The organism is Kitasatospora sp. NPDC052896, from assembly GCF_044547075.1.
GTDB lineage: Bacteria > Actinomycetota > Actinomycetes > Streptomycetales > Streptomycetaceae > Kitasatospora.
Map to the genome: position 1 here is coordinate 1023463 of NZ_JBITZU010000001.1, position 25342 is coordinate 1048804.

The 25342-nt window shown below is 71.0% G+C and carries 23 protein-coding genes and 2 tRNA genes; 15 read left to right on the top strand and 10 right to left on the bottom strand.

What is annotated here, in order from left to right; translation table 11 throughout:
• Positions 1–108: 108 nt before the first annotated feature.
• Positions 109–441 carry a thioredoxin gene (trxA, locus tag ACIGXM_RS04775; protein ID WP_396556793.1) on the top strand — a complete coding sequence of 111 codons (333 nt, stop codon included), beginning with the start codon at positions 109–111 and terminating at the stop codon, positions 439–441.
• A gap of 83 nt (positions 442–524) precedes the next feature.
• Here trxA and ACIGXM_RS04780 read toward each other — a convergent pair whose 3' ends face one another.
• The 9 genes from ACIGXM_RS04780 to rpmH form a co-directional block, all read right to left on the bottom strand.
• Positions 525–1142 carry a GNAT family N-acetyltransferase gene (locus tag ACIGXM_RS04780; RefSeq protein WP_396556794.1) on the bottom strand — a complete coding sequence of 206 codons (618 nt, stop codon included), beginning with the start codon at positions 1140–1142 and terminating at the stop codon, positions 525–527.
• Positions 1143–1261: 119 nt separating this feature from the next.
• Positions 1262–2377 carry a ParB/RepB/Spo0J family partition protein gene (locus ACIGXM_RS04785; RefSeq protein ID WP_396556796.1) on the bottom strand — a complete coding sequence of 372 codons (1116 nt, stop codon included), beginning with the start codon at positions 2375–2377 and terminating at the stop codon, positions 1262–1264.
• The gene (locus ACIGXM_RS04790) at positions 2374–3357 is read right to left on the bottom strand and encodes a ParA family protein (protein ID WP_396557388.1); all 984 of its coding nucleotides are present in this window, start codon (positions 3355–3357) and stop codon (positions 2374–2376) included. The genes ACIGXM_RS04785 and ACIGXM_RS04790 overlap by 4 nt, the downstream gene beginning before the upstream one ends.
• 241 nt (positions 3358–3598) lie before the next feature.
• Positions 3599–4369, bottom strand: coding sequence for a 16S rRNA (guanine(527)-N(7))-methyltransferase RsmG (rsmG, locus tag ACIGXM_RS04795; RefSeq protein ID WP_396556798.1), 771 nt, complete (start codon positions 4367–4369; stop codon positions 3599–3601).
• Positions 4370–4506: 137 nt separating this feature from the next.
• Positions 4507–5043: a protein jag gene (locus ACIGXM_RS04800; protein ID WP_396556800.1), complete on the bottom strand. Its 537-nt coding sequence runs from the start codon at positions 5041–5043 to the stop codon at positions 4507–4509.
• Between the two features lie 75 nt (positions 5044–5118).
• Positions 5119–6276 carry a membrane protein insertase YidC gene (gene yidC / locus ACIGXM_RS04805; protein WP_396556802.1) on the bottom strand — a complete coding sequence of 386 codons (1158 nt, stop codon included), beginning with the start codon at positions 6274–6276 and terminating at the stop codon, positions 5119–5121.
• A gap of 3 nt (positions 6277–6279) precedes the next feature.
• A complete protein-coding gene (gene yidD / locus ACIGXM_RS04810) occupies positions 6280–6681 on the bottom strand; it encodes a membrane protein insertion efficiency factor YidD (RefSeq protein ID WP_396556804.1) in 402 nt (133 codons plus the stop codon).
• Entirely contained in the window at positions 6678–7100 is a 423-nt protein-coding gene (rnpA, locus tag ACIGXM_RS04815; RefSeq protein WP_396556806.1) for a ribonuclease P protein component, read from the bottom strand. The genes yidD and rnpA overlap by 4 nt, the downstream gene beginning before the upstream one ends.
• Before the next feature lie 19 nt (positions 7101–7119).
• The gene (gene rpmH, locus ACIGXM_RS04820; protein WP_035847219.1) at positions 7120–7257 is read right to left on the bottom strand and encodes a 50S ribosomal protein L34; all 138 of its coding nucleotides are present in this window, start codon (positions 7255–7257) and stop codon (positions 7120–7122) included.
• Positions 7258–7693: 436 nt separating this feature from the next.
• On the opposite strand from rpmH, the gene dnaA reads away from it, so the two are divergent.
• The 13 genes from dnaA to ACIGXM_RS04885 all read left to right on the top strand — a co-directional run bounded on the left by dnaA (position 7694) and on the right by ACIGXM_RS04885 (position 23650).
• A complete protein-coding gene (gene dnaA / locus ACIGXM_RS04825; protein ID WP_396556808.1) occupies positions 7694–9781 on the top strand; it encodes a chromosomal replication initiator protein DnaA in 2088 nt (695 codons plus the stop codon).
• Positions 9782–10742: 961 nt separating this feature from the next.
• Complete coding sequence (gene dnaN / locus ACIGXM_RS04830) at positions 10743–11873, top strand: DNA polymerase III subunit beta (RefSeq protein WP_396556810.1); 1131 nt, start codon at positions 10743–10745, stop codon at positions 11871–11873.
• A gap of 137 nt (positions 11874–12010) precedes the next feature.
• Positions 12011–12886: a phosphogluconate dehydrogenase (NAD(+)-dependent, decarboxylating) gene (gene gnd, locus ACIGXM_RS04835; protein ID WP_396556812.1), complete on the top strand. Its 876-nt coding sequence runs from the start codon at positions 12011–12013 to the stop codon at positions 12884–12886.
• A gap of 34 nt (positions 12887–12920) precedes the next feature.
• Positions 12921–14054 (top strand): DNA replication/repair protein RecF, encoded by a 1134-nt coding sequence (gene recF, locus ACIGXM_RS04840; protein ID WP_396556814.1) that lies wholly within the window; start codon positions 12921–12923, stop codon positions 14052–14054.
• An 80-nt stretch (positions 14055–14134) separates the two neighbouring features.
• On the top strand, positions 14135–14647 hold the full coding sequence (locus ACIGXM_RS04845) for a DUF721 domain-containing protein (RefSeq protein ID WP_396556816.1): 513 nt from the start codon (positions 14135–14137) through the stop codon (positions 14645–14647).
• 282 nt (positions 14648–14929) lie between these two features.
• Positions 14930–16972 (top strand): DNA topoisomerase (ATP-hydrolyzing) subunit B, encoded by a 2043-nt coding sequence (gene gyrB / locus ACIGXM_RS04850; protein WP_396556818.1) that lies wholly within the window; start codon positions 14930–14932, stop codon positions 16970–16972.
• A 125-nt stretch (positions 16973–17097) separates the two neighbouring features.
• Positions 17098–19659, top strand: coding sequence for a DNA gyrase subunit A (gene gyrA / locus ACIGXM_RS04855; RefSeq protein ID WP_396557390.1), 2562 nt, complete (start codon positions 17098–17100; stop codon positions 19657–19659).
• 140 nt (positions 19660–19799) lie between these two features.
• Positions 19800–20501 carry a DUF3566 domain-containing protein gene (locus ACIGXM_RS04860; RefSeq protein WP_396556819.1) on the top strand — a complete coding sequence of 234 codons (702 nt, stop codon included), beginning with the start codon at positions 19800–19802 and terminating at the stop codon, positions 20499–20501.
• A 275-nt stretch (positions 20502–20776) separates the two neighbouring features.
• A complete protein-coding gene (locus ACIGXM_RS04865; protein WP_396556820.1) occupies positions 20777–22141 on the top strand; it encodes a class I SAM-dependent methyltransferase in 1365 nt (454 codons plus the stop codon).
• 61 nt (positions 22142–22202) lie between these two features.
• A tRNA-Ile gene (locus ACIGXM_RS04870) sits at positions 22203–22276 on the top strand.
• Positions 22277–22351: 75 nt separating this feature from the next.
• Positions 22352–23101, top strand: coding sequence for a protein phosphatase 2C domain-containing protein (locus ACIGXM_RS04875; protein ID WP_396556821.1), 750 nt, complete (start codon positions 22352–22354; stop codon positions 23099–23101).
• Between the two features lie 212 nt (positions 23102–23313).
• Positions 23314–23442, top strand: a complete 129-nt coding sequence (locus tag ACIGXM_RS04880) for a DLW-39 family protein (RefSeq protein ID WP_211786189.1) — start codon at positions 23314–23316, stop codon at positions 23440–23442.
• 135 nt (positions 23443–23577) lie between these two features.
• Positions 23578–23650, top strand: a tRNA-Ala gene (locus ACIGXM_RS04885).
• A gap of 125 nt (positions 23651–23775) precedes the next feature.
• On the opposite strand, the gene ACIGXM_RS04890 is transcribed toward ACIGXM_RS04885, so the two are convergent.
• Complete coding sequence (locus ACIGXM_RS04890) at positions 23776–24573, bottom strand: DUF5324 family protein (RefSeq protein WP_396556823.1); 798 nt, start codon at positions 24571–24573, stop codon at positions 23776–23778.
• Between the two features lie 180 nt (positions 24574–24753).
• On the opposite strand from ACIGXM_RS04890, the gene ACIGXM_RS04895 reads away from it, so the two are divergent.
• Positions 24754–25278: a peptidylprolyl isomerase gene (locus ACIGXM_RS04895; protein WP_396556825.1), complete on the top strand. Its 525-nt coding sequence runs from the start codon at positions 24754–24756 to the stop codon at positions 25276–25278.
• Positions 25279–25342 lie beyond the last annotated feature (64 nt).

Sequence of the window (25342 nt, forward strand, 5' to 3'; positions counted from 1 at the left end):
CCGGTTCCGCCCGCCGCGTTTCACGTGAAACAGTGCGGGCGGAGAAACAGATTCCGCTCCCCCGTTGTTCTGCCTGTAGAAACCCCGTAACAGACCTTAGGAGATCCCGTGGCCGGCGCCACCATCACCGTGACCGACGCGACCTTCGACGCCGAGGTCCTCAAGAGCGACAAGCCCGTCCTGGTGGACTTCTGGGCCACCTGGTGCGGCCCGTGCAAGCAGGTCGCCCCCGTCCTGGAGGAGATCGCCAAGGAGCACGGTGACCAGATCACCGTCGCCAAGGTCGACGTGGACAAGAACTCCGCGGTGGCCGCGCAGTACGGCGTCATCTCGATCCCGACCCTGAACGTCTACCAGAACGGCGAGCTCGTGAAGAGCATCGTCGGCGCCCGTCCCAAGGCGGCGCTGCTGCGCGAGCTGGCCGACTTCATCCAGGCCTGATCAAACTGCGAAGGGGGCGTGGCCCGGATCGGACCACGCCCCCTTCGCCGTCCTCCGACCCGGGGTCAGAACGCGACCCGAGGTCAGAACGGTCGCAGCACGGGCTCCTTCCGCGCGCCGCCGAGCAGGCGCTCCAGCGCCCCCTCGACATCACCCTTCCAGGAGAGCGTGGAGCGGGCCTCCAGGCGCAGCCGCGGATGGCGGTGGTGCGGGCGGACCGTCTTGAAGCCCACCGCCAGCAGGTGGTCGGCCGGCAGCAGACAGCTCGGCCGCTCGCCCCCGGCCGAGCCGAACGCCTCGATCGCGCGGAACCCCCGCCCCAACAGGTCCTTGGCCACCGTCTGCACCAGCACCCGCCCCAGCCCCTGCCCCTGGAACTCCGGCAACACCCGGCTGATCATCAGCTGGACGGCGTCCGGCGAGACCGGACTGGTCGGGAAGGACTGCGAGCGCGGCACATAGGCCGGCGGCGCGTAGAGCACGAAGCCGGCCGGAGCCTCGTCCACATAGACGATCCGACCGCAGGACCCCCACTCCAGCAGCACCGCGGAGATCCAGCTCTCCTTCTCCAGCTCCGGCTTGCCGGACTCCACCGCCTCCCGGCCGCGCACCGGGTCGAGCTCCCAGAAGACACAGGACCGGCAGGGCCCGGGCAGGTCCGCCAGATTGTCCAGTGTCAGGGGAGCGATCCTCCGTCCCATCCACCACACCTCCTCGTGGTTCCTACCCGCGGTACGCGGACGGCACAGACGCCTGTGGGTGCATGTTTCACGTGAAACATGCACCCACAGGGTGGCACCGCACGATCAGCGGGTCCCGATCAGCTCTGCGAGAGCCGCAGTCCGTCCTCCCCCGGAGCCAGGCTGTCGAGGATCCGGTTGAGGTCCTCCACCGAGGCGAACTCCAGCACCACCTTGCCCTTGCCGAGCTTGCCGTTGCGCTGCGAGACCTCGACCTTGACCCGGGTGTCGAAGCGGTCGGAGAGCCGCCCGGCCAGGTCGTTGAAGGCCGGGGAGAGCAGCTTGCCGGCCTTCGGGCCGGCCGGGCGCGGCGGCTTCTCCTCGCTGTCCATCAGCCGCACGATCTCCTCGGTGGTCCGCACCGAGAGGCCCTCCGCGACGATCCGGGTGGCCAGCTGCTCCTGCCGCTCGTGCTCCGGGACGCCCACCAGGGCCCTGGCGTGACCGGCGGTCAGCACTCCGGCGGCCACCCGCCGCTGCACGGTCGGCGAGAGCTTCAGCAGCCGCAGGGTGTTGGAGACGTGCGAACGCGAGCGGCCGATCCGGTCGGCCAGCTCGTCATGGGTGCAGGAGAAGTCGTGCAGCAGCTGCTCGTAGGCGTTCGCCTCCTCCAACGGGTTGAGCTCGGCCCGGTGCAGGTTCTCCAGCAGCGCGTCCAGCAGCAGCTTGTCGTCCTCGGTGGCACGGACGATCGCCGGGATCTGCTCCAACCCGGCCTCCCGGGAGGCCCGCCAGCGCCGCTCGCCCATGATCAGCTCAAAGCGCTCCGGCCCCACCTGGCGCACCACCACCGGCTGCAGCAGGCCCACCGCCTTGATGGAGTCGACCAGCTCCTCCAGCTTGTCCTCGTCGAAGACCTCACGCGGCTGGCGCGGGTTCGGCGTGATCGCGTCCAGCGGCAGCTCGGCGAACCGGGCGCCGTCCACCGGGCTCAGCTCGGCACCGCGCGCACTCTCCTCCCGGACGGCCGAGGCCGCCCGGGCCGCCACCGTGCCACGGCCGGAGGGCAGCAGCGGCACCGCGCTGGGCGACACCGCCCCGCTGCCCGCCGCGGCGAGAGCCCCCGACGGCGCGGATGGGGCCGGCGACGCGGGCCGTTCCGGGGCCTCCGTGGCCACCCCACCGCCGGCCCCATCCGCCGTGGTCGGCGGGATCAGCGCCCCGAGCCCTCGTCCCAGACCCCTGCGACCGCTCACCGATTGCCCTCCATCGTGCTGTGCTGTGCCGTCGGCGTCGCCTGCGCGCCGATCGTGGTCCGCTGCTGCCCCACCGCGCCGAGCGCGTCCGCCGCCGTCTGCTCGGCCGCGGTGGGCGACGCCGCCAGCCCGGGGGCGCGCAGCGCCAGCTCACGGGCGGCCTCCAGGTAGGAGAGTGCACCGGCCGAGCCCGGGTCGTAGGTCAGCACGGTCTGCCCGTAGCTCGGGGCCTCCGAGATCCGGACCGAGCGCGGAATGGCGGTCCGCAGCACCTCCGCGGTGAAGTGGGTGCGCACCTCCTCGGCGACCTGGGCGGCCAGCCGGGTCCGGGCGTCGTACATGGTGAGCAGGATGGTCGAGACGTGCAGCGTCGGGTTGAGGTGCGCCCGCACCAGATCCACGTTGCGCAGCAGCTGCCCCAGCCCCTCCAGCGCGTAGTACTCGCACTGGATCGGGATAAGCACCTCCTGGCCGGCCACCAGGGCGTTGACCGTCAACAGGCCCAGCGAGGGCGGACAGTCGATCAGGACGTAGTCCAGCGGCTGCTCATAGGCGGCGATCGCGCGCTGCAGCCGGCTCTCCCGGGCCACCAGCGAGACCAGCTCGATCTCCGCGCCGGCCAGGTCGATGGTGGCGGGGACGCAGAACAGGCCCTCGACGTCCACCACCGGCTGCACCACGTCGGCGAGCGGCTTGCCCTCCACCAGGACGTCGTAGATCGAGGGCACCTCGGCGTGGTGGTCGATCCCCAGCGCGGTGGAGGCGTTGCCCTGCGGGTCGAGGTCCACCACCAGGACGCGCAGTCCGTGCATGGCCAGCGAGGCGGCCATGTTGACGGTACTGGTGGTCTTCCCCACCCCGCCCTTCTGGTTGGCCACCACGATCACGCGGGTCGCCGACGGCCGGGGAAGCCCCTCACCCGCCCGCCCCATCGCCTGGACCGCGGCCTGGGCCGCCCGCCCGATGGGGGTGTCATCGATCTGGTCGATGGTCTCCGAGTCCTGCATGGGGGTCAGTGTTTCACGTGAAACCGGAGCGGCAACAGTCGCCGCCCGGCTGAGACCCAGCCCGCGGCGGAGCCGCAAGTCAAAACCGGACGAGAGGAGAGAGCGACGTTTCACGTGAAACACCATGCCGGTAATGTCGCGAATCTGACGGTGCGACACTCCGAGGGAACGACAGAGGCCCGGGGCAGCCGCCCCGGGCCTCGAACGACCTCACTCAGCGCCGACGACGCCCCGTGCCCCGGCCGCCGTCACCCGGACGCCCCGCCCGGCCGGCCCGGGCCACCTTGGCCCGCCGGGTCGCCGCCCTCACCCCACCCGGGCTCTCCCCCGCCTTCACCTGCACCACCCGGGTCGCGGCACCGAGCAGGTTCGCCCCCACCGGGATCACCGCCCACTCCACCGCGCCCAGCCGGGTCAGCGCCGCCCGCGAGTCGGCCAGCTCCTGCTCGGCGGTGTCACCCTTGAGCGCCAACATCTGCCCGTACGGGCGAAGCAGCGGCATCCCCCAGCCGGCCAGCCGGTCCAGCGGGGCCACCGCCCGCGCGGTGACGATGTCCACCGAGACCTTGCCGACCATCTCCTCCGCGCGCCCGCGCAGCACGGTGACGTTCGACAGCTCCAGCTCCCGGACCACCTCCTCCAGGAAGGTGGTCCGCCGCAGCAGCGGCTCCAGCAGCGTCACCGAGACGTCCGGGCGAGCCAGCGCCACCGGAATCCCGGGCAGCCCGGCCCCCGAGCCGACGTCGCAGAGCGTGGCGTCCACCGGCAGCAGCTCGGACAGCACCGCGCAGTTCAGCACGTGCCGATCCCAGAGCCGCGGCACCTCCCGTGGCCCGATCAGCCCGCGCTGCACCCCCGCCGTCGCCAGCAGCTGGGCATAGCGCTCCGCGGCCGCGAACCGCTCCCCGAAGACCTCCCGCGCCGCCTCGGGCGTCGCGCCGAGCTCACCCGGGCCACCATCGGCCGCCGCACTCTCCGTCGCCATCTCAGCTTCTCCGCTCACCGATTCCACCGACCGCACTCCAGCACCGTTTCACGTGAAACACCACTCGCCAACTCAGGCACGACGACCCCGTCCGCACCGGGCGGACGGGGTCGGAGGAGGGACTCGTGCCGCGGGCGTCAGCCCGCCAGGACCACGACGCAGCGCTGGGGCTCCTCGCCCTCCGACTCGCTGCGCAGACCCGCCGCGGCCACCGCGTCGTGCACCACCTTGCGCTCGAACGGCGTCATCGGCCGCAGTTTCACCGACTCCCCGGTGCGCTGCGCCTGCTCCGCCGCCTCGGCGCCCAGCGCCGCCAGCTCGGCCCGCTTGCGCGCCCGGAAGCCCGCGATGTCCAGCATCAGGCGGCTGCGCTCACCGGTCTCGCGGTGCACCGCCAGTCGGGTCAGCTCCTGGAGCGCCTCCAGCACCTCACCGTCCTGTCCGACCAGCCGCTGCAGGGTCCGGTCGTCGCCGTCGCCGACGATGGAGACCAGGGCCCGATCGCCCTCGACGTCCATGTCGATGTCGCCATCGAGGTCGGCGATGTCCAGCAGGCCTTCCAGGTAGTCGGCGGCGATCTCGCCCTCCTGCTCCAGGCGGGCGATCAGCGCATCGGAATCAGTGGCCTGAGCGGTCTGTCCGGCGTCGACGGCAGAGGTGGTGCCTTCCGTCACGAGAGAGACTCCTTCGAGGATGGGGCCCGGGGGACCGGGCCGAGAACGAAGATCGGGAAGAGATCCGGCTCAGGACTACTTCTTCTTCGGCCGCTGGCCGCTCTGCTGCGGACCGCGCTTGGCGGTGCCGCCACCCTGCTTGGTCGCCGGGCGCTTGCTCCCCGCCGCCGGCTTGGCGGCGCTCTGCGCGGTGGGCACCACGTCCTGCACCGGCGCGTCCTCGGACGCCTCCGGCTCGGCCTCCTTGGTCAGGCTCGCCTTGGTCGTGCCGGCGCTCACCTGCTGCCGCTGCGCCTTGGTCTGCTTGCGCGGCTGCTGCCGACGGGCCTGCGCGGACTCCTCGACCACCGCTGCGGCCTGCTGCTGCGCCGGCTTGGCACCGAAGAGGCCGAACAGACTGGCACCCTTGATCACCGTGCCGTCCGGGTTCAGTCGGCCGGCCGCCTTCAGCCGGGCCTGCCGCTCCTGCCAGGCCTTGCTGCCCGGAGTCGGGTTGTTGCGGATGACGACCAGCTGCTGGCCCATCGACCAGACGTTGGTGGTGAGCCAGTAGACCAGCACACCGACCGGGAAGTTGATGCCCATCACGGCGAACATCAGCGGGAAGACGTACATCAGCATCTTCTGCTGCTGCATGAACGGCGTCTTGACCGTGAGGTCCATGTTCTTGGTCATCAGCTGGCGCTGCGTGATGAACTGCGAGGCCGACATCATCACGATCATCACGGCCGTGACGATCTTGACGGTGGTGTCACCGCTGTGCACGAAGGTGGCCGACAGCGGCGCGCCGAAGATGTGCGCCTTCTGCGCGCTGGCCAGCAGGGCGCCGTGGATGACGCCGATCTGCTTGTTGTGGGCGACCGAGCTCAGCACCCCGTACAGGGCGGTGAAGAACGGCATCTGCACCAGGATGGGAAGGCAGCTCGAGAAGGGGTTGGTGCCCGCCTCCTTGTAGAGCTTCATCATCTCTTCGGACTGGCGCTGCTTGTCGTTCTTGTAGCGCTCCTGGATGGCCTTCATCTTCGGCTGGATGACCTGCATGGCCCGGGTCGCCTTGATCTGCTTCACGAAGAGCGGGATCAGGCAGATCCGGATCACGACCACCATCGAGGCGATGGCCAGGCCCCAGGCCCAACCGCTGTTGGGGCCGAAGACGTTGCTGTAGAGCGAGTGGAACTGGACGATGATCCAGGACACCGCGGTGTAGAGAGGACTCAGGAAGGACCAGGTCACCGGTCAGACTCCTTGGGCGTTGGGCTTGGTCGTCAGGCTTGCGGACATCGGGCCTACCGACGTCTGACCAGCAGCCGTCGAGCCTGGGGTGACCGGGCCGTCCGCCGGGGAGCCGGCGGGCTCCGGGCTCGCGGAGCCACCGGTCCTGGACTGCACCAGGGCGCGGAGCCGCTGGTGCCAAACGGGACGCTTGCGCGGCGGTACGTGATCCACACCGCCGGGGGACCAGGGGTTGCAGCGGAGGATCCGCCAGGCGGTCAGGGCGCTGCCCTTCACCGCTCCGTGCAGGCGAACCGCCTCGTACCCGTAGTGCGAACACGAGGGGTAGTAGCGGCACACCGGGCCGAGCAGCGGACTGATAGTCCACTGGTAAACCCTGATCAGTCCCATCAGCAGGTACTTCATCGCCCTGATCCTGTCGCCGAGGCGGCCTGCTCCGTCCGGAGCAGGCGCCTGAGCGCCGCATCCAGGTCTTGCGCAAGATCCGAGTACGCGGCCGTCCCCGCCGGGGGCAGCGCCCGTACCACTATCAGGCTACCTGCGGGAAGTCGGGCCAGCCGATCCCGGACCAGGTGACGTAGGCGACGCTTGACCAGGTTGCGCACGACGGCCGGGCCGACCGCCTTGCTCACGACGAAACCCGCACGCGCCGAGGGGGTCCCCTCGGCGACGTGCGGGTGGGAGTCGCTGTTCCCGCTGGTCTGCCCGACCTGGTCGGCCACTCTGAGGTGGACCACCAGCAGGGGCCGACCGGCTCGGCGACCGCGTTTCACCGCGGTCGCGAAGTCCTGGCGCCGCCGCAGCCGATTCTCGGAGGGCAGCACTGCAGACCCTGGGCGCGGATCAGGCGGAGATGCTGGCGCGGCCCTTGCCACGGCGGGCCGCCAGGATGGCGCGGCCGGCGCGGGTACGCATACGCAGCCGGAAGCCGTGGGTCTTGGCGCGACGACGGTTGTTCGGCTGGAAGGTGCGCTTGCTCACTCGGGGGCTCCTGGGGTGAATCGTAGGGTGACGAATCGCAGCTTGGCCGTCACCGTGCGTCCGCGTGATCTCCCCTTCGGTACTGGGAAATCCGGCCCAACGTCCCAGGTCTGCTGGGGTTGAGGCAATCCACGGCGCCCGTGCTGCGCGCCTTTTGGAAGCGGGAAGGACCCGCGGACATGCGGCAGCGGCCATCGACAACTCGACCTGGTTACGGTACGCGGGACGAGGGGCGAGGGTCAAACCGGCCTGGCGACGCGGTCGATTCCGACCTTGATCGCCCAATCATGCACAGCCTGTGGACAACAACTTGAATCAGCTCTGTCAGCTGACTACCGTTGCAGGACTTGTCTGGTTTTGTTCATCCACACAGACCAGCCCATGATCCTGGCCAGGACCACCACCCCGTTCGGGGGAACCGAGAAAGCGTGCACCAGTGGCTGATGTCAACAGCGATCTCGCTCCCGCCTGGGCGAAGGTCGTCGAGCGGCTGGTCAACGACACCTCGGTCGGTGACAAGGACAAACTGTGGGTGCAGCGCACCCAGCCGATGTGGATGATGCACGACACCGCCCTGCTGGCGGCCCCCAACGAGTGGGCCAAGCAGGTGCTGGAGGGCCGGCTGCTGCCGCAGCTGACCGACGGGCTGAGCCAGCAGTTCGGCCGCCCGGTCCGGATCGCCGTGATGGTGGACGCCAACGCCGTCCCGCCGACGCCGGCCCCGACCATCCCGGCCGCCCCGCAGCCCGCCGCGCCGGAACCCGTGCCGCCGGCCCTGGAGGAGCCCTCCCCCTGGCCCAGCGCCCCCCAGCAGCCCGGCTACCCGGCGCAACCCCCGGAGTACGGCCGCAGCCGCTACGACACGGCCGGCTACGAGCAGCGCCCAGCCCCCTACGCCGAGCGACCGGAGCAGCCCGAGCGGGCCGCCGAGGCCGAGCCGGCCGACTGGGGTGCGCAGGGCGAGGGCTGGGAGGGCCCCGGCGGCGGCTACCCGCCGGCCGGCTACCCCGAGCAGCCCCCGTACGGCGAGTACCCCTACCCCGAGCGCGGCGGCTACCCCGAGCAGGGCTACCGCGAGTGGCCCGGCCAGGTGGCCGAGGGCCCGCGGCAGCCCGGTCCGTCCGGACCGCCCGCCGGTCAGCCGTCCGCCGGTCAGCGCGTCGGCGACCCGGCGCAGGGCGACCTGTTCGGCGGCGCCTACGACTCCTCCGGCGAGGAGCGCCGCCGGGCCGGCCGCCCGTCCGGGCCGCGGCGGGAGGGTCCCACCGGGGGCCGCCCCGGCGCCCCCGGCCAGGAGCGCCGGCCGCTGCCCGAGCCGCCGCGCCCCGGTGGGCTGCCGGTCGCCCGACCCGGCGCCGAGTCCGACCGCCCGGGCCCCGCCGAGCCACCGGAGCGTGCCGGCGTCCCCGGGGCCGCCGAGCGGACCCCGGTCCCCGGCGTGCCCGCGCCGCCCGGCGGTTCCTCGGACAGCGGGTCGCGCAAGGACGAGCCGGCCGCCCGGCTGAACCCCAAGTACCTGTTCGACACCTTCGTGATCGGCGCCAGCAACCGCTTCGCGCACGCGGCAGCGGTGGCGGTCGCCGAGGCCCCGGCCAAGGCGTACAACCCGCTGTTCATCTACGGCGAGTCCGGCCTCGGCAAGACCCACCTGTTGCACGCCATCGGGCACTACTCGCGCAGCCTCTTCCCCGGCACCCGGGTCCGGTACGTGAGCTCGGAGGAGTTCACCAACGAGTTCATCAACTCGATCCGGGACGGCAAGGCGGACGCGTTCCGCAAGCGCTACCGGGACATGGACATCCTGCTGGTCGACGACATCCAGTTCCTCGCGAGCAAGGAGTCGACCCAGGAGGAGTTCTTCCACACCTTCAACACCCTGCACAACGCCAACAAGCAGATCGTGCTCTCCTCCGACCGGCCGCCCAAGCAGCTGATCACCCTGGAGGACCGGCTGCGCAACCGCTTCGAGTGGGGTCTGATCACCGACGTCACCCCGCCCGAGCTGGAGACCCGGATCGCGATCCTGCGCAAGAAGGCGATCCAGGAACGGCTGAACGCGCCGGCCGACGTGCTGGAGTTCATCGCCTCCCGAATCACCCGCAACATCCGGGAGTTGGAGGGCGCGCTGATCCGGGTCACCGCCTTCGCCAACCTCAACCGGGCGCCGGTGGACCTGGAGTTGGCGGGCATCGTGCTCAAGGACCTGATCCCGGGCGGGGACGAGGACGCCGGACCGGAGATCACCGCGCAGGTCATCATGCAACAGACCGCCGCCTACTTCGGGTTGAGCGTGGAGGACCTCTGCGGCTCCTCGCGCAGCCGGGTGTTGGCGACGGCGCGTCAGATCGCCATGTACCTCTGCCGGGAGTTGACCGACCTCTCGCTACCGAAGATCGGCGCGCAGTTCGGCGGGCGCGACCACACCACCGTGATGCACGCGGATCGCAAGATCCGCTCGCTGATGGCCGAGCGGCGCTCGCTCTACAACCAGGTCACCGAGCTGACCAACCGCATCAAGAGCTAGCCACGGCCGGCCAGTTGCCGGCCCACAGGGGCACCGGGAGACCCTCCCGGTGCCCCTGTGTCGTTCCCGGCCGCGGGCGGCTCCCGGGCCTCGGAAACAGGCGGATCCGACGGTGTGAAACCCGGTGGGCCGGGGAAGGCTCGGAGCGACTGACACTCCACCACCCCTGGTCCGCCGTCGCACATCTGAGCAGCGATTCGAACAGCATCGACCACGGGGCGAGTAGTCCACAGGATCGGGTGGTTTTCCCCGTCCACAGCGTGGGGAGCGCCGAGTTATCCAGAATTCCTCCACAGGCGGTCCGCCGCTACGCTCTTCGGCGCAGGTCAACGGCCTGTGGACTTGTGCACAACCGTTATCCACAGGGTGTGGACAGTTGGCGGCCCGTCATCCCGCCCCGAAGGTTGTCCACCGCCCGTCCCCAGGCTCGGGCCGGTTGTCCCCAGCTTCTCCACAGAGATATCCACTGTTCGACAACGGACGGCAGCTGTTCATCGCCTGGTGTGAAAGGCGTCACGCGATGTTGACCGGCGGGCGTGGATAACTGCCCTACGATCTGGGGACGGCCCTGGGGAAAAGCTGTGGATACTGAGCGTGGCTTGTGGGTAACGCTTCGCCGTCCACAGCGGCGGCTGGTTATCCACCGCCGCGGTCCACACCGAGTGTGGACAAAAAACCAGCCTTGACCTGCGGAAACGCGGTTATCCACGGTATCCACAGGACCTACTACTACGGCTACACCTATAGACCCCTCGACTCGTTCAACAGCGGGGTGGCCCGAAATCTGTGGACAAGCCGCCCCCGACACCTGTTCGGGGTTGCTCCGGCCCGTCTGCCCCGTCTGTCCGTGGAGTACGTCAGACTGTCCTCGGCACCAGGAGCCGGGCCCGCTCGGCCGAGGCACGGTGCCGGCAGACGATCAAGAGCAGAAGCGACAGCAGGATCCAGGAGGCGGTTACCGGTGAAGTTCCGGGTGGAGCGTGACGTCCTCGCGGAGGCGGTGGCCTGGGCTGCCCGCAGCCTCCCGGCGCGGCCGCCGGTGCCGGTGCTGGCCGGCCTCCTGTTGACGGCACAGGAGGGCACCCTCGCGCTCTCCGGCTTCGACTACGAGGTCTCCGCCCGGGTCGAGCTGGAGGCCGACGTCGAGGAGCAGGGCACCGTGCTGGTCTCCGGCCGGCTGCTCAACGACATCTCGCGCAACCTGCCGAACCGCCCGGTGGAGATCTCCACCGACGGCCAGCGGGTCAGCGTGGTCTGCGGCAGCTCGCGGTTCACCCTGCCGACCCTGCCGGTGGACGAGTACCCGGCCCTCCCGGTGATGCCGACCGCGACCGGCACGGTCTCCGGCGAGGTCTTCGCCTCCGCCGTCAGCCAGGCCGCGGTCGCCGCCGGCCGGGACGACACCCTCCCGGTGCTGACCGGTGTCCGGGTGGAGATCGAGGGCGACCGGATCACCCTCGCCGCCACCGACCGCTACCGGTTCGCCGTCCGTGACCTGCTCTGGAAGCCCGAGCAGCCGGACATCTCCGCGGTCGCCCTGGTCCCGGCCCGGACCCTGCAGGACATCGCCAAGTCGCTGGGCAGCGGCGACCAGGTCTCGATCGCGCTCTCCTCCGGCGGCGCCGGCGAGGGCCTGATCGGCTTCGAGGGCGCCGGCCGGCGGACCACCACCCGGCTGCTGGAGGGCGAGTTCCCCAAGTTCCGCACCCTCTTCCCGACCGAGTTCAGCGCGATCGCGGCGATCCAGACCCAGCCGTTCCTGGAGGCGCTCAAGCGCGTCTCGCTGGTGGCCGAGCGGAACACCCCGGTCCGGCTCAACTTCGAGCAGGGCGTACTGACCCTGGAGGCCGGCTCGGGCGACGACGCGCAGGCCACCGAGCGGATCGACGCCGACCTCGAGGGCGACGACATCTCGATCGCCTTCAACCCGGGCTACCTGGAGGAGGGCCTGAAGGCGATCGACGCCGCCTACGCCCAGCTGGCCTTCACCACCTCGACCAAGCCCGCCCTGCTGAGCGGCAAGCCCTCGGTCGAGGCCGAGGCGGACGCCTCGTACCAGTACCTGATCATGCCGGTCCGGCTCTCCGGCTGAGCCCGCTCCACCCCGACCTGACGACGCCCGTGGTGTCCACAGGCCTTCCCGGACCTGTGGACACCACCGCGGCGTAGGCTCTTGAGTCGCGGCAACGGCGCCGTCCTCAAGTACGACACCCCAGGTAAGGACTTGTCATGGAGCTCGGCCTCATCGGTCTCGGCAAGATGGGCGGCAACATGCGTGAGCGCATCCGCCGCGCCGGCCACACCGTCATCGGCTACGACCGCAACCCCGACCTCGCCGATGTCGCGAGCCTCCAGGAGCTGGTGACCAAGCTCCAGGGCCCGCGCGTGGTCTGGGTGATGGTCCCGGCCGGCGCCCCGACCCAGGCGACCGTCGAGGAGCTGGCCGAGCTGCTCTCCCCCGGCGACGTGGTGGTCGACGGCGGCAACTCGCGCTGGACCGACGACGTGGCGCACGCCGAGCTGCTGGCCGCCAAGGGCATCGGCTTCGTCGACTGCGGCGTCTCCGGCGGTGTCTGGGGCCTGGAGAACGGCTACGCGCTGATGTACGGCGGCGACGCCGAGCACGTCGCCAAGGTCCAGCCGATCTTCGAGGCGCTCAAGCCCGAGGGCGAGTCCGGCGCGGTGCACGCGGGCAAGGTCGGCGCCGGCCACTTCGCCAAGATGGTCCACAACGGCATCGAGTACGCGATGATGCAGGCCTTCGCCGAGGGCTGGGAGCTGCTGGAGGCCGTCCCCGAGGTCACCGACGTGCGCGAGGTCTTCCGCAGCTGGCAGGAGGGCACCGTGATCCGCTCCTGGCTGCTCGACCTGGCCGTCCGCGCGCTGGACGACGACGAGCACCTGGAGAAGCTCAAGGGCTGGGCCGCCGACTCCGGCGAGGGTCGCTGGACGGTCGAGGCCGCGATCGACCACGCCGTGCCGCTGCCGGCGATCACCGCCTCGCTCTTCGCCCGGTTCTCCTCCCGGCAGGACGACTCCCCGCAGATGAAGATGATCGCCGCGCTGCGCAACCAGTTCGGCGGCCACGCGGTCGAGTCGAAGTAGTTCCGAGGTCAGAAGGCGGGCGCAGTCCACACCCATGCATGTCGCGCATCTGTCGCTCGCCGACTTCCGCTCCTACGCCCGGGTCGAGGTGCCCCTCGACCCGGGCGTGACCGCGTTCGTGGGCCCGAACGGTCAGGGCAAGACCAACCTGGTCGAGGCGATCGGCTACGTCGCCACCCTGGGCAGCCACCGGGTGGCCACCGACGCCCCGCTGATCAGGATGGGCGCGCAGCGGGCGGTGATCCGCTCCTCGATCGTGGACCGGTCCCGGACCACCCTGGTCGAACTGGAGATCACCCCGGGCAAGGCCAACCGGGCCCGGATCAACCGCTCGGACAACGTCCGGCCGCGGGACGTGCTGGGCCTGCTGCGCACGGTGCTGTTCGCGCCCGAGGACCTGGCCCTGGTGAAGGGCGACCCCGGTGAGCGCCGGCGGTTCCTGGACGAGCTGCTGACCGCCCGCGCGCCGCGGCTGGCCGGGGTCCGGCAGGACTACGAGCGGGTGCTCAAGCAGCGCAACGCGCTGCTGAAGACCGCCGCGATGGCCCGCCGGGCGGGCGGCGGCAAGGGCGCCGACCTCTCCACCCTGGAGGTCTGGGACGGCCATCTGGCCCGGGCCGGGGCCGAGTTGACGGCCTTCCGGCTGCAGCTGGTGGCCGCGCTGCAGCCGTTGGTGGCCCAGGCGTACGAGCGGCTGGCGCCGGGCGGCGGACCGACCCGGCTGGAGTACCGGTCCTCCTTCGAGGGTGAGCTGCCGACCAGCCGGGAGCAGGCCCACGAGCAGCTGCTGGCGGCGCTGCGGGCCGCCCGCAAACAGGAGACCGAGCGCGGGCTGACCCTGGTCGGTCCGCACCGGGACGAGCTGCAGCTGTTGCTCGGACCGCTGCCGGCCAAGGGGTACGCGAGCCACGGGGAGTCCTGGTCGTTCGCGCTGGCGCTGCGGCTGGCCTCGTACGAGCTGCTGCGCGCGGACGGCGGCGAGCCGGTGCTGATCCTCGACGACGTCTTCGCCGAGCTGGACGCCAAGCGGCGGGACCAGCTGGCCGGGCTGGTGGCGGGCGGCGAACAGGTGCTGGTGACGGCCGCGGTGCCGGAGGACGTGCCGAAGGAGTTGCGGGGGGCACGGTACTCGGTCGCCGAGGGGGCGGTGACCCGGATCGGCTCGTGAGTCTCCACCCGCCGCCGGAACCTCGTACGCTGGTCTGTCCACAGCATGTGTACAGAGCCTGGGGAAAGGTGCGCGCCGGGATGAGCAAGGAGTCCGAGCTGTCCGGGGTGGACCTGGCCCGGGTGGCGTTGCGGGCGGCGAAGGAGCAGGCCCGGCAGCGCGGTGAGCAGGTCCGGGAGAAGCGCGAGGCGAAGCGGCACGGGCTGCGCAGCGGGGCGCGGGCGGACGGCCGGGATCCGGTGCCGCTGGGGGCGGCGCTGAACCGTCTGATCACCGAGCGGGGCTGGGAGGCGCCGGCCGCGGTCGGCGGGGTGATGGGGCGCTGGGCGCAGATCGTCGGCCCGGACATCGCGGCGCACTGCGCGCCGGAGCACTTCGCGGAGGCCGAGGCGGTGCTGACCGTGCGCTGCGACTCCACCGCATGGGCCACCCAACTGCGCCTGTTGGCAAGGCAGTTGGTGGCACGCCTGAACCACGAGCTGGGGCACGGCACGGTCCGGGTGATCAAGGTGCTGGGGCCGGCGGCACCGGAGCGGCGGTACGGCCGGCTGCGGGTGCCGGGCAGTCGCGGGCCGCAGGACACCTGGGGCTGAGGCCGGGGGACCGCCGGGTGTCGCACGACGGGCGGGAGCTCCTGACGGATGGCCCGACTCCGGAACCGCTGACGGCCCTTTCAGGGCCGCTGAGCCCCCTGGGCGAGTATCGGGACATGTGCAGAGGGGATTCAGAGCGGCACATCCGCCCTCAGGGCCTGCCAAACGCCCATCTCTGTCGGTGGTACCGGTAGACTAGGGGTCAAACACTGCCGCTTGCGGTAACTGAGTCGAAACACTGTGGTCGCACGCCTGCCCGGATCCCGGGTGGGGATGCGGCCCGTGCTGTGCCAGAGAGGGCGCTTCGTGGCCGATTCCGGCGAATCCAGCCAGTCCCCAGTCCCCACCGACCCGGCCACCGGGTCCTCCGCCACGGACCGCACGGCGTACGACGCCAGCGCGATCCAGGTGCTGGAGGGCCTCGACGCGGTCCGCAAGCGCCCCGGCATGTACATCGGTTCCACCGGGGAGCGCGGCCTGCACCACCTGGTCCAGGAGGTGGTGGACAACTCCGTCGACGAGGCCATGGCCGGGCACGCCGACACCATCGAGGTGAGGATCCTGGCCGACGGCGGGGTGCGGGTGGTCGACAACGGCCGCGGCATCCCGGTGGGCATCGTCCCGGGCCAGGAGAAGCCGGCCGTCGAGGTCGTGCTGACCGTGCTGCACGCGGGCGGCAAGTTCGGCGGCGGCGGCTACGCGGTCTCCGGCGGTCTGCACGGCGTCGGCGTCTCGGTCGTCAACGCGCTCTCCACCAAGCTCGCCATCGAGATCCACACCGACGGCCACCGCTGGACCCAGGACTACAAGCTGGGCGCGCCGACCGCGCCGCTGGCCAAGCACGAGGCCACCGACCGCACCGGCACCAGCGTCACCTTCTGGGCCGACCCGGACATCTTCGAGACCACCGTCTACTCGTTCGAGACGCTCTCCCGGCGCTTCCAGGAGATGGCCTTCCTCAACAAGGGCCTGACCATCTCGCTGATCGACGAGCGCCCCGAGCACACCGACGACGAGGGCAAGCCGCTGTCGGTGACCTACCACTACGAGGGCGGCATCGCCGACTTCGTGAAGCACCTCAACTCCCGCAAGGGCGAGCCGGTGCACCCCTCGGTGATCGACTTCGAGGCCGAGGACAAGGACAAGACGATCTCGGTGGAGATCGCGATGCAGTGGAACGCCTCGTACACCGAGGGGGTCTACAGCTTCGCGAACACCATCCACACGCACGGCGGCGGTACCCACGAGGAGGGGTTCCGGGCGGCGCTGACCGGCCTGGTGAACCGCTACGCGCGGGAGAAGAAGCTGCTCCGCGAGAAGGACGAGAACCTCTCCGGCGAGGACATCCGCGAGGGCCTGACCGCGATCATCTCGGTCAAGCTCGGTGAGCCGCAGTTCGAGGGCCAGACCAAGGACAAGCTGGGCAACACCGAGGCGAAGACCTTCGTCCAGAAGGTCGTCCACGAGCACCTGAACGACTGGCTGGACCGCAACCCGAACGAGGCCGCGGACATCATCCGCAAGTCCATCACGGCCGCCACGGCCCGGATGGCGGCCCGCAAGGCGCGCGACCTGACCCGGCGCAAGGGCCTGCTGGAGAGCGCCTCGCTGCCCGGCAAGCTGAGCGACTGCCAGTCCAAGGACCCGGCCGAGTGCGAGATCTTCATCGTCGAGGGTGACTCCGCCGGTGGCTCGGCCAAGCAGGGCCGTGACCCGCGCACCCAGGCCATCCTGCCGATCCGCGGCAAGATCCTGAACGTCGAGAAGGCCCGGATCGACAAGGTGCTGCAGAACACCGAGGTCCAGGCGCTGATCTCGGCCTTCGGCTGCGGCATCCAGGAGGACTACGACGAGGCCAAGCTGCGCTATCACAAGATCGTACTGATGGCGGACGCCGACGTCGACGGGCAGCACATCCGGACCCTGCTGCTGACCCTGCTGTTCCGCTTCATGCGCCCGCTGGTCGAGGCCGGCTACGTCTACCTGGCGATGCCGCCGCTGTACAAGATCAAGTGGGGCAAGGACGACTTCGAGTACGTCTACTCCGACCGCGAGCGCGACGCCGTGATCGAGGCGGGCGTGGCGGCCGGGCGCCGGCTGCCGAAGGACGACGCGATCCAGCGCTTCAAGGGTCTGGGCGAGATGAACGCCGAGGAGCTCCGGGTCACCACCATGGACCAGGCGCACCGACTGCTGCTCCAGGTCACCCTGGAGGACGCCGCCCGGGCGGACGACCTCTTCTCGGTCCTGATGGGCGAGGACGTCGAGGCCCGCCGCTCGTTCATCCAGCGCAACGCCAAGGACGTCCGCTTCCTGGACGTGTGACGCAGAGTCACTCATCGGTCCAGTCACGCGTGAAAGGAAACTGACCACCAGTGGTCGACGACAACCGTCCCGACGGCGACGAGCAGCCGGAGAGCAGCCCCGTCCTCCTCGAAGGACAGACCGCGATGCGGATCGAGCCGATCGAGCTCGAGACCGAGATGCAGCGCTCCTACCTCGACTACGCGATGAGCGTGATCGTCAGCCGGGCCCTGCCGGAGGTCCGCGACGGCCTCAAGCCGGTGCACCGCCGGGTGCTGTACGCGATGTACGACGGCGGGTACCGGCCCGAGAAGGGCTACTACAAGTGCGCCCGCGTGGTCGGCGACGTGATGGGCAACTACCACCCGCACGGCGACACCTCGATCTACGACACCGTGGTCCGGCTGGCCCAGCCGTGGTCGCTGCGGATGCCGCTGGTCGACGGCAACGGCAACTTCGGCTCGCCGGGCAACGACCCGGCCGCGGCCATGCGCTACACCGAGTGCAAGATGATGCCGCTGGCCATGGAGATGATGCGGGACATCGACGAGGAGACCGTCGATTTCGCCGCCAACTACGACGGCCGCTCGCAGGAGCCGACGGTGCTGCCGTCGCGCATCCCCAACCTGCTGATCAACGGCGCCACCGGCATCGCGGTCGGGATGGCCACCAACATCCCGCCGCACAACCTGCGCGAGGTCGCCTCGGGCGCGCTGTGGGCGCTGGAGCACCCGGACGCCTCCAACGAGGAGCTGCTGGAGGCCCTGGTCGAGCGGATCAAGGGCCCGGACTTCCCGACCGGCGCGCTGATCGTCGGCCGCCGCGGCATCGAGGACGCCTACCGGACCGGCCGCGGCTCGATCACCATGCGCGCGGTGGTGGAGGTCGAGGAGATCCAGGGCCGGCAGTGCCTGGTGATCACCGAGCTGCCGTACCAGGTGAACCCGGACAACCTGGCGCTGAAGATCGCCGACCTGGTGAAGGACGGCCGGATCGCCGGCATCGCGGACGTCCGGGACGAGTCCTCCTCGCGGACCGGCCAGCGCCTGGTGATCGTGCTCAAGCGCGACGCGGTCGCCAAGGTGGTGCTGAACAACCTCTACAAGCACACCGACCTGCAGACCAACTTCGGCGCCAACATGCTGGCGCTGGTGGACGGCGTGCCGCGGACGCTCTCGCTCGACGCGTTCATCCGGCACTGGGTCAACCACCAGGTCGACGTGATCGTCCGGCGCACCCGGTTCCGGCTGCGCAAGGCCGAGGAGCGGGCGCACATCCTGCGCGCGCTGCTCAAGGCGCTGGACATGATCGACGAGGTCATCGCGCTGATCCGGGCCTCGGAGTCGGCGGACGCCGCCCGCACCGGCCTGATGAACCTGCTCACCATCGACGAGCTGCAGGCCAACGCGATCCTGGAGATGCAGCTGCGTCGCCTGGCCGCCCTGGAACGGCAGCGGATCACGGACGAGCACGACGAGCTGCAGCGCAAGATCGACGAGTACAACGCGATCCTGGCCTCGCCGGGCCGCCAGCGGCAGATCATCTCCGAGGAGCTGACCGCGATCGTCGAGAAGTACGGCGACGAGCGGCGCTCCACGCTGATCCCCTCGGACGGCGACCTGTCGATCGAGGACCTGATCGCGGAGGAGGACATCGTCGTCACGATCACCCGTGGCGGCTACGTCAAGCGGACCCGGTCCGACCTCTACCGCTCGCAGAAGCGCGGCGGCAAGGGCGTGCGCGGTGCGCAGCTGAAGCAGGACGACATCGTCGACCACTTCTTCGTGACCACCACCCACAACTGGATCCTGTTCTTCACCAACAAGGGCCGGGTCTACCGGGCCAAGGGCTACGAGCTGCCGGACGCCGGTCGGGACGCCCGCGGCCAGCACGTGGCCAACCTGCTCGCGTTCCAGCCGGAGGAGCACATCACCCAGGTGATGGCGATCCGCACCTACGAGGACAAGCCCTACCTGGTGCTCGCCACTCGTGAGGGTTTGGTTAAAAAGTCCCCCCTCAAGGACTACGACTCGCCGCGCTCCGGCGGCCTGATCGCGATCAACCTGCGGACCGACGAGAACGGTCGGGACGACGAGCTGATCGGTGCCGAGCTGGTCTCGGCGGAGGACGATCTGCTGCTGGTTTCCCGTAAGGCGCAGTCGATTCGCTTCACCGCGACGGACGAGGCGCTGCGGCCGATGAGCCGGGCCACCTCCGGGGTCAAGGGCATGGCGTTCCGTGAAGACGACGAGTTGTTGTCGATGAACGTGGTCCGTCCGGGCACGTTCGTCTTCACCGCGACCGACGGCGGGTATGCCAAGCGCACGTCGGTGGACGAGTACCGTGTCCAGGGTCGTGGTGGTTTCGGCACCAAGGCGGCGAAGATCGTCGAGGGCCGTGGCTCTCTGGTCGGGGCGCTGGTGGTCGAGGAGACCGACGAGATCATGGCGATCACCCTGTCGGGTGGGGTGATCCGGACCAGGGTTTCCGGTGTCCGTGAAACCGGACGTGACACGATGGGCGTCCAACTGATCAACCTCGGAAAGCGCGACGCGGTGGTGGGCATGGCCCGCAACGCGGAGGCGGAGGACGAGGAGACCACGGAGGATGTCGCGCAGGACGCTTCACCGGACCAGGACGGTCCGGGCGGGGTCGGTCCGGTGGACGAGGGCGGCCAGGCGCCGTCGGACGACGCCGGTCAGGTCTGACGAGGCGTCCGGTAGCGGGTGCCCCGCCCTCGGGCGGGGCCTGGGTCGGCCCGGTCCCGGGGATTTCGGCCCGATGCTGGACACTGGAGTGACGACCAGGGCGCAGAGCGCGGCCCTGGCGGGGAACTGGGAGGACCAGGGTGAGTGGGACCACGGGTGCCGCGGGAGGTGCCGCACCGGGCGGTGTGCCGTACGGGGGTGCGCCCCAGCCGCCGGCCGAGAAGCCCGCGGCGTCCACCTCGCTGATGTCCGCGGTGGGTTCGGGCGGCGGCTTCGGCGGCACCCCGGCGCCGGGACAGCCGGCGGGTGGCAGCGGCTACTCGACGCCGACCACGTACACCAAGGGCCAGCCGGCGCCGACGCCCGCCCGGGGCACCCGGACGGGCGCGGGCCAGGGCGGCGCGGCCCGGCGGCCCGGGGCGGGCCCGGCGGTCCCCGCCCCGGCGGCCGGCGGCACCGGGCTGGCGGGCCGGACCCGCAAGGCCCGGCTGCGGCTGCTGCGGGCCGACCCGTGGTCGGTGATGAAGGTCAGCTTCCTGCTGTCGGTGGCCATCGGTGTGATCATCATCGTGGCGGCCGCGGTGCTGTGGATGACGCTGGACGCGCTCGGCGTCTTCGCCTCGCTCGGCAAGACGCTGAAGGAGATCACCGGCTCCGACACCAGCGGTGGCGTCAACCTGATGGACTACATCGGGTTCGGTCAGGTGCTCGGCTACACCTCGCTGCTCGCGGTGATCGACGTGGTGCTGATGACCGCGCTGTGCACCCTGGCCTCGTTCATCTACAACGCGGCCGCCGGCTTCAGCGGCGGCATCGAGCTGACCCTGGCCGAGGAGGAGTGAGCCACGCCGGTCCGGCTGCCGGACCGGCCGTGCACTGACGGAACCTCACGTAGTAGTGCCGTTCCGGGTCGTTCGTGGAATCGACGGGCCCCACCGAGTGTTTGATCGGTGGGGCCCGTCGGCATTCGGGTGACCGGCGTGGGGCGACGGCGTGCCGCCGGGCGCCACGCGGTGGTTGCGGATTGGCTGGGCGGGTTTGAACGGCTACCGGTAGGACACTCGGGGCAGCATCCGTGGGGAGGGCTGTCCGCTCGGTCGCTTGGAGGTTTCGCGCCATGGCTCAGATCGCTCAGCAGCTGGTCGGATCGCTGGAGGGGCTGCTCGGTACGCACCTGCCGTTCCGGCTCCGCGCCTGGGACGGCAGCACGGCCGGCCGGCCCGGCCAACCGCTGCTCGTGCTGCGCAACCGGCGGGCGCTGCGCCGGCTGCTCTGGGCGCCCGGGGAGCTGGGGCTGGCCCGGGCGTACGTCGCGGGCGATCTGGAGCCGGGCCCGGGCGAGGACCTCTACCAGGTGCTGGCCGAGGTGGCGCACTTCGTGGAGCGTCCGGAGCTGCGCGGCCTGCACCTGGGCCTGTCGGACCTGAGCGGCCCCGCGGGGCGCCGGGCGCTGGCAGCCCTGCTGCGGGCCGGCGCGTTGGGCCCGCAGCCCGCGCTGCCGCCGGAGGAGGCCCGGCCGACCGGCCGGGTGCACAGCCGCAGCCGCGACCGGGCCGCGATCAGCCACCACTACGACGTCGGCAACGACTTCTACCGCCTGGTGCTGGGCCCCACGATGGTCTACAGCTGCGGGTACTGGACGCCGGAGGGCACGAACCTGGAGGACGCCCAGCGGGCCAAGCTGGACCTGATCTGCCGCAAGCTCGGCCTGCGGCCGGGGATGCGGCTGCTGGACGTCGGCTGCGGCTGGGGCTCGCTGGTGCTGCACGCGGCCGAGCACTACGGCGTGACGGCGGTTGGGGTGAGCATTTCCGAGGAGCAGGTGGCGCTGGCCAGGGCGCGGGTGGCGGAGGCGGGCCTGACCGACCGGGTGGAGATCCGGCTGCAGGACTACCGGGAGGTCGCCGACGGCCCGTACGACGCGATCTCCAGCGTGGGGATGGCCGAGCACGTCGGCAGCGAGCAGTACCGCGTCTACGCCACCGGCCTGTACGGCCTGCTGGCCCCGGGCGGGCGGCTGCTCAACCACCAGATCGCCCGTCGCCCCGGCCGGCCCGGCGAGCCCTACGTGACCAGCCCCTTCATCTCCCGGTACGTCTTCCCGGACGGCGAGCTGGCCCCGGTCGGCAGCACGGTCTCGCTGCTGGAGGAGGCGGGCTTCGAGGTGCGGGACGTCGAGTCGCTGCGGGAGCACTACGCGCTGACCCTGCGGGCCTGGGTGGCCAACCTGGAGGCGTCCTGGACGGAGGCGGTCCGGCTGGTGGGCCTGGGTCGGGCCCGGGTCTGGCGGCTGTACATGGCGGCCTCGGCGCTGGCCTTCGAGGAGAACCGGATCGGCATCAACCAGGTGCTGGCGGTGCGCACCGGCCCCCGCGGTGTCAGCGGTCTGCCGGCCACCCGAGAGCAGTGGCTGGCCCGCCGCGCGAGCGCTCCGGCCCCGCTGAAGTCGCCTGAGCTGCGGGTCGCGATCCAGGGGAGCTGAGCGCCTCGGGATACGGATTTGGGAGATCGGCCGTCGGTCCGCTAATCTTTCAGTGCGGCAAGGGCCTATAGCTCAGACGGTTAGAGCGCTTCCCTGATAAGGAAGAGGCCACAGGTTCAAGTCCTGTTAGGCCCACCTGCGGAGACGCCCCGGATGGTTCACCATCCGGGGCGTCTCGTCTTTCCGGGACTTTCCGGGAGAGGAGCACGGGTGCTGATCAGTTCGGCCAGCGAACCGGCGCCGGGCGGGCCCGCCAACGAGGACGTCGTGCTGGTGGGCGCGGGCTTCGTGGTGGTGCTGGACGGGGCGACGGCCCCGGCCGGGGTGCCGACCGGGTGCGTGCACGACGTGGCGTGGCTGGCCGGGCGGCTCGGGGAGCGGCTGGCGGCGGTGCTGACCGAGCGGCCGGGGCTGGAGCTGCGGGAGGTGCTGCGGACCGGGATCGAGCGGCTGTGCGCCCTGCACGAGGGCAGCTGCGACCTGGCGAACCCGGACAGTCCGTCGGCCACGGTGGCGATGGTGCGGCTGCACGACGGGCGGCTGGACCACCTGGTGCTGGCCGACTCGCCGGTGCTGGTGCAGGGCCGGGACGGCGAGCCGGAGGTCACCCTGGACGACCGGGTGGAGCGGCTGCCGGCCTACGACCTGGCCTCGGTGCGCCGGCTCCGCAACGCCCCCGGCGGGTTCTGGGTGGCCGGCACCCGCCCGGAGGCCGCCGACCGGGCACTGACCGGCTCGCACTCGGTGGAGCGGGTCGAACGCTTCGCGGTGCTCACCGACGGCGTGTCGCGGCTGGTCGAACGGTACGGCTGGTCCTGGTGGCGGCTGCTCGACACACTGGACGCCGAGGGCCCGGAGCGGGTCGTCCGGGCGGTCCGGGCCGAGGAACGGGCCGATCCACCGGGTCGGTACCGCGGCAAGCGGCACGACGACGCCACGGTGGCCTTCGGGCGTCCGTGAGGCGTGCCGGACGGGGGACCGGAGCCGGGCCGTCAATCCGTCGGCGGAGTCGGCCGGTTGGGGGACCGAGTGCCGGTCTCGAACAGGACACGGGTGTGTATCATCGGCCGCATGGTGGTTTGCCCGTTCGACCGCCGGTTCGTACTTGTACATTCCAGGACTCGCAGTCCCGCTGTTGAGCCCGCCATTGCTGAGAAGGACGAGGTCCCGCGGTGAAGAAGCTCCTCCTGGTCGCCCTGGTCGCCCTCGGCGGCTTCTTTGTCTACCGTCAGGTGCAGGCCGACCGTGCCGAGCAGGACCTGTGGACCGAGGCCACCGACCCGATCCCGGCCGGCCGCTGACGTTCGAGTGCGACGGCGGGAGGCCCGTCGGGCCTCCCCGTCCGCTCGCTTCGCGCGGGGAGTTCCGACTCCTCGCGTCGGACACTCCGACGGACCCGGTACGCTGTTCTCTGGCGTCACCCGAGGTGCCGTCACGGGGCTTTAGCTCAGTTGGTAGAGCGCTGCCTTTGCAAGGCAGATGTCAGGAGTTCGAGTCTCCTAAGCTCCACATGGCAAGGCCGTCGGCCGGCCCGGATCACCGGGCCGGCCGGCGGCCTTCTCCGTCACCGGTGGCTCTTTCCGCCACAGCGGCCCTTGCCGTCTTCGACGGCGTTGCGCCTCCCGTGACCAGGCTCACTGCGGCTTGGGACGGTCCTGGCTGTCCGGGCCGGGGGAGTTCTCCTCACCGGTGGGCGGGGCGGACCCGTTGAGGCTGGTGGTGCCGCTGGCGGTCGCGCCGCCGAACTCGTCGCTCGCCGGGTGGACCCGGTTCGGCGGGCCCTGCACCTCCGGCGGCTCCACCAGCCACTCCGGCTCGGCCTGCCGGCGCCACCACTGCCACATGAGCACGCCGCCGCCGACCGCGACCGTGCCGGCGATCGCCAGCCCGGTGGCCAGGCCGTTGCGGCGGCTCTTCCTGGCGTTCTTGGCGGCCAGCTTGTCGATCTCGGCCGCGGTGACGTGGCCGTGCAGGGCGCTGAGCGCGGCGGCGCCGCGCAGCTGGGCCTCCTGGAGCACCGGGCCGGCGGCGGCCCGGGCGTCGTCCACCGCGCCGCTGATCCGCGGGACGGTGGCGGCGGTGGCCCGGTCGGCGGAGTGCTTGGCGGCCAGGGCGGCCTCCTGGGCCCGGTGGACCGCCCGCAGGGTGTTCTGCTGGGCCTTGGGCGGCAGGGCGGCGAAGGCCTGCCCGACGTGCGGCGCGACGTGCCTGGTGTAGCCGGTCCGGGCGGACTGGGCGGCCTGCAGGGTGCCGGCCCGCGCCTGGCCCCCGGCGGCCTGCAGGCCGGGGCCGAGCGCGTCGAGCGCCGGGCCGAGCCGCTGGCGTGCCTCACCCGCGTAGTGCACGGCGGTGCCCTTGGCCTGCGCGGCGTACGGGGCCAGGGTGGCCATGGTCCGGCCGGCCGTCTGACGTGCGGTGTCCAAGCGAGTCACGAGGTCCTCCTCCTGGGTGGGCATCTTTTAGGCACATATCCACCTGGTTAGAGATCATGCATCCTGATTTGTCCGGTCGCATGACGGGCTGAGCCGTCCGCGCCCGGGTGCTCCCCGGCAACGGCGGGGGCGACGTGGGATGATGCCTGGGTCAGTGATCCAGACAGGAAGGCACCTCTCGTGGCCGAGAAGCTTCTCGCGACCCTGAAGACCAACCACGGCGACATCGTGATCGAGCTCTTCCCGAACCACGCCCCGAAGACGGTGGCGAACTTCGTGGAGCTGGCTCAGGGCGAGCGTGAGTGGGTCGACCCGAACACCGGTCAGAAGACCACCGCGCGCCTGTACGACGGCACCGTCTTCCACCGCGTGATCAGCGGCTTCATGATCCAGGGCGGCGACCCGCTGGGCAACGGCACCGGCGGCCCGGGCTACAAGTTCGCCGACGAGTTCCACCCGGAGCTGGCCTTCACCGAGCCCTACCTGCTCGCCATGGCCAACGCCGGCCCGGGCACCAACGGCTCGCAGTTCTTCGTCACGGTCGCCCCGACCACCTGGCTGACCGGCAAGCACACCATCTTCGGCAAGGTCGTGGACGAGGCCGGCAAGAAGGTCGTGGACGAGATCGCCGGCGTGAAGACCGGTCGCAACGACCGTCCGGCCCAGGACGTCGTGATCGAGTCGGTCGAGATCACCCGCGGCTGACGCTGCCGACGCCAGTCCGGCGGCAGTAGCCTGGTCGGTCCCGGTGGTACTCCGTACGCGGAGC

Excerpts from the sequence above, each read along its gene's own strand:
- ACIGXM_RS04780 (WP_396556794.1), bottom strand. The coding sequence starts at position 1,142 with ATGGGACGGAGGATCGCTCCCCTGACACTGGACAATCTGGCGGACCTG.
- rsmG (WP_396556798.1), bottom strand. The coding sequence starts at position 4,369 with ATGGCGACGGAGAGTGCGGCGGCCGATGGTGGCCCGGGTGAGCTCGGC.
- yidD (WP_396556804.1), bottom strand. The coding sequence starts at position 6,681 with ATGAAGTACCTGCTGATGGGACTGATCAGGGTTTACCAGTGGACTATC.
- gnd (WP_396556812.1), top strand. The coding sequence starts at position 12,011 with ATGGAGCTCGGCCTCATCGGTCTCGGCAAGATGGGCGGCAACATGCGT.
- recF (WP_396556814.1), top strand. The coding sequence starts at position 12,921 with ATGCATGTCGCGCATCTGTCGCTCGCCGACTTCCGCTCCTACGCCCGG.
- ACIGXM_RS04845 (WP_396556816.1), top strand. The coding sequence starts at position 14,135 with ATGAGCAAGGAGTCCGAGCTGTCCGGGGTGGACCTGGCCCGGGTGGCG.
- gyrA (WP_396557390.1), top strand. The coding sequence starts at position 17,098 with ATGCGGATCGAGCCGATCGAGCTCGAGACCGAGATGCAGCGCTCCTAC.
- ACIGXM_RS04865 (WP_396556820.1), top strand. The coding sequence starts at position 20,777 with ATGGCTCAGATCGCTCAGCAGCTGGTCGGATCGCTGGAGGGGCTGCTC.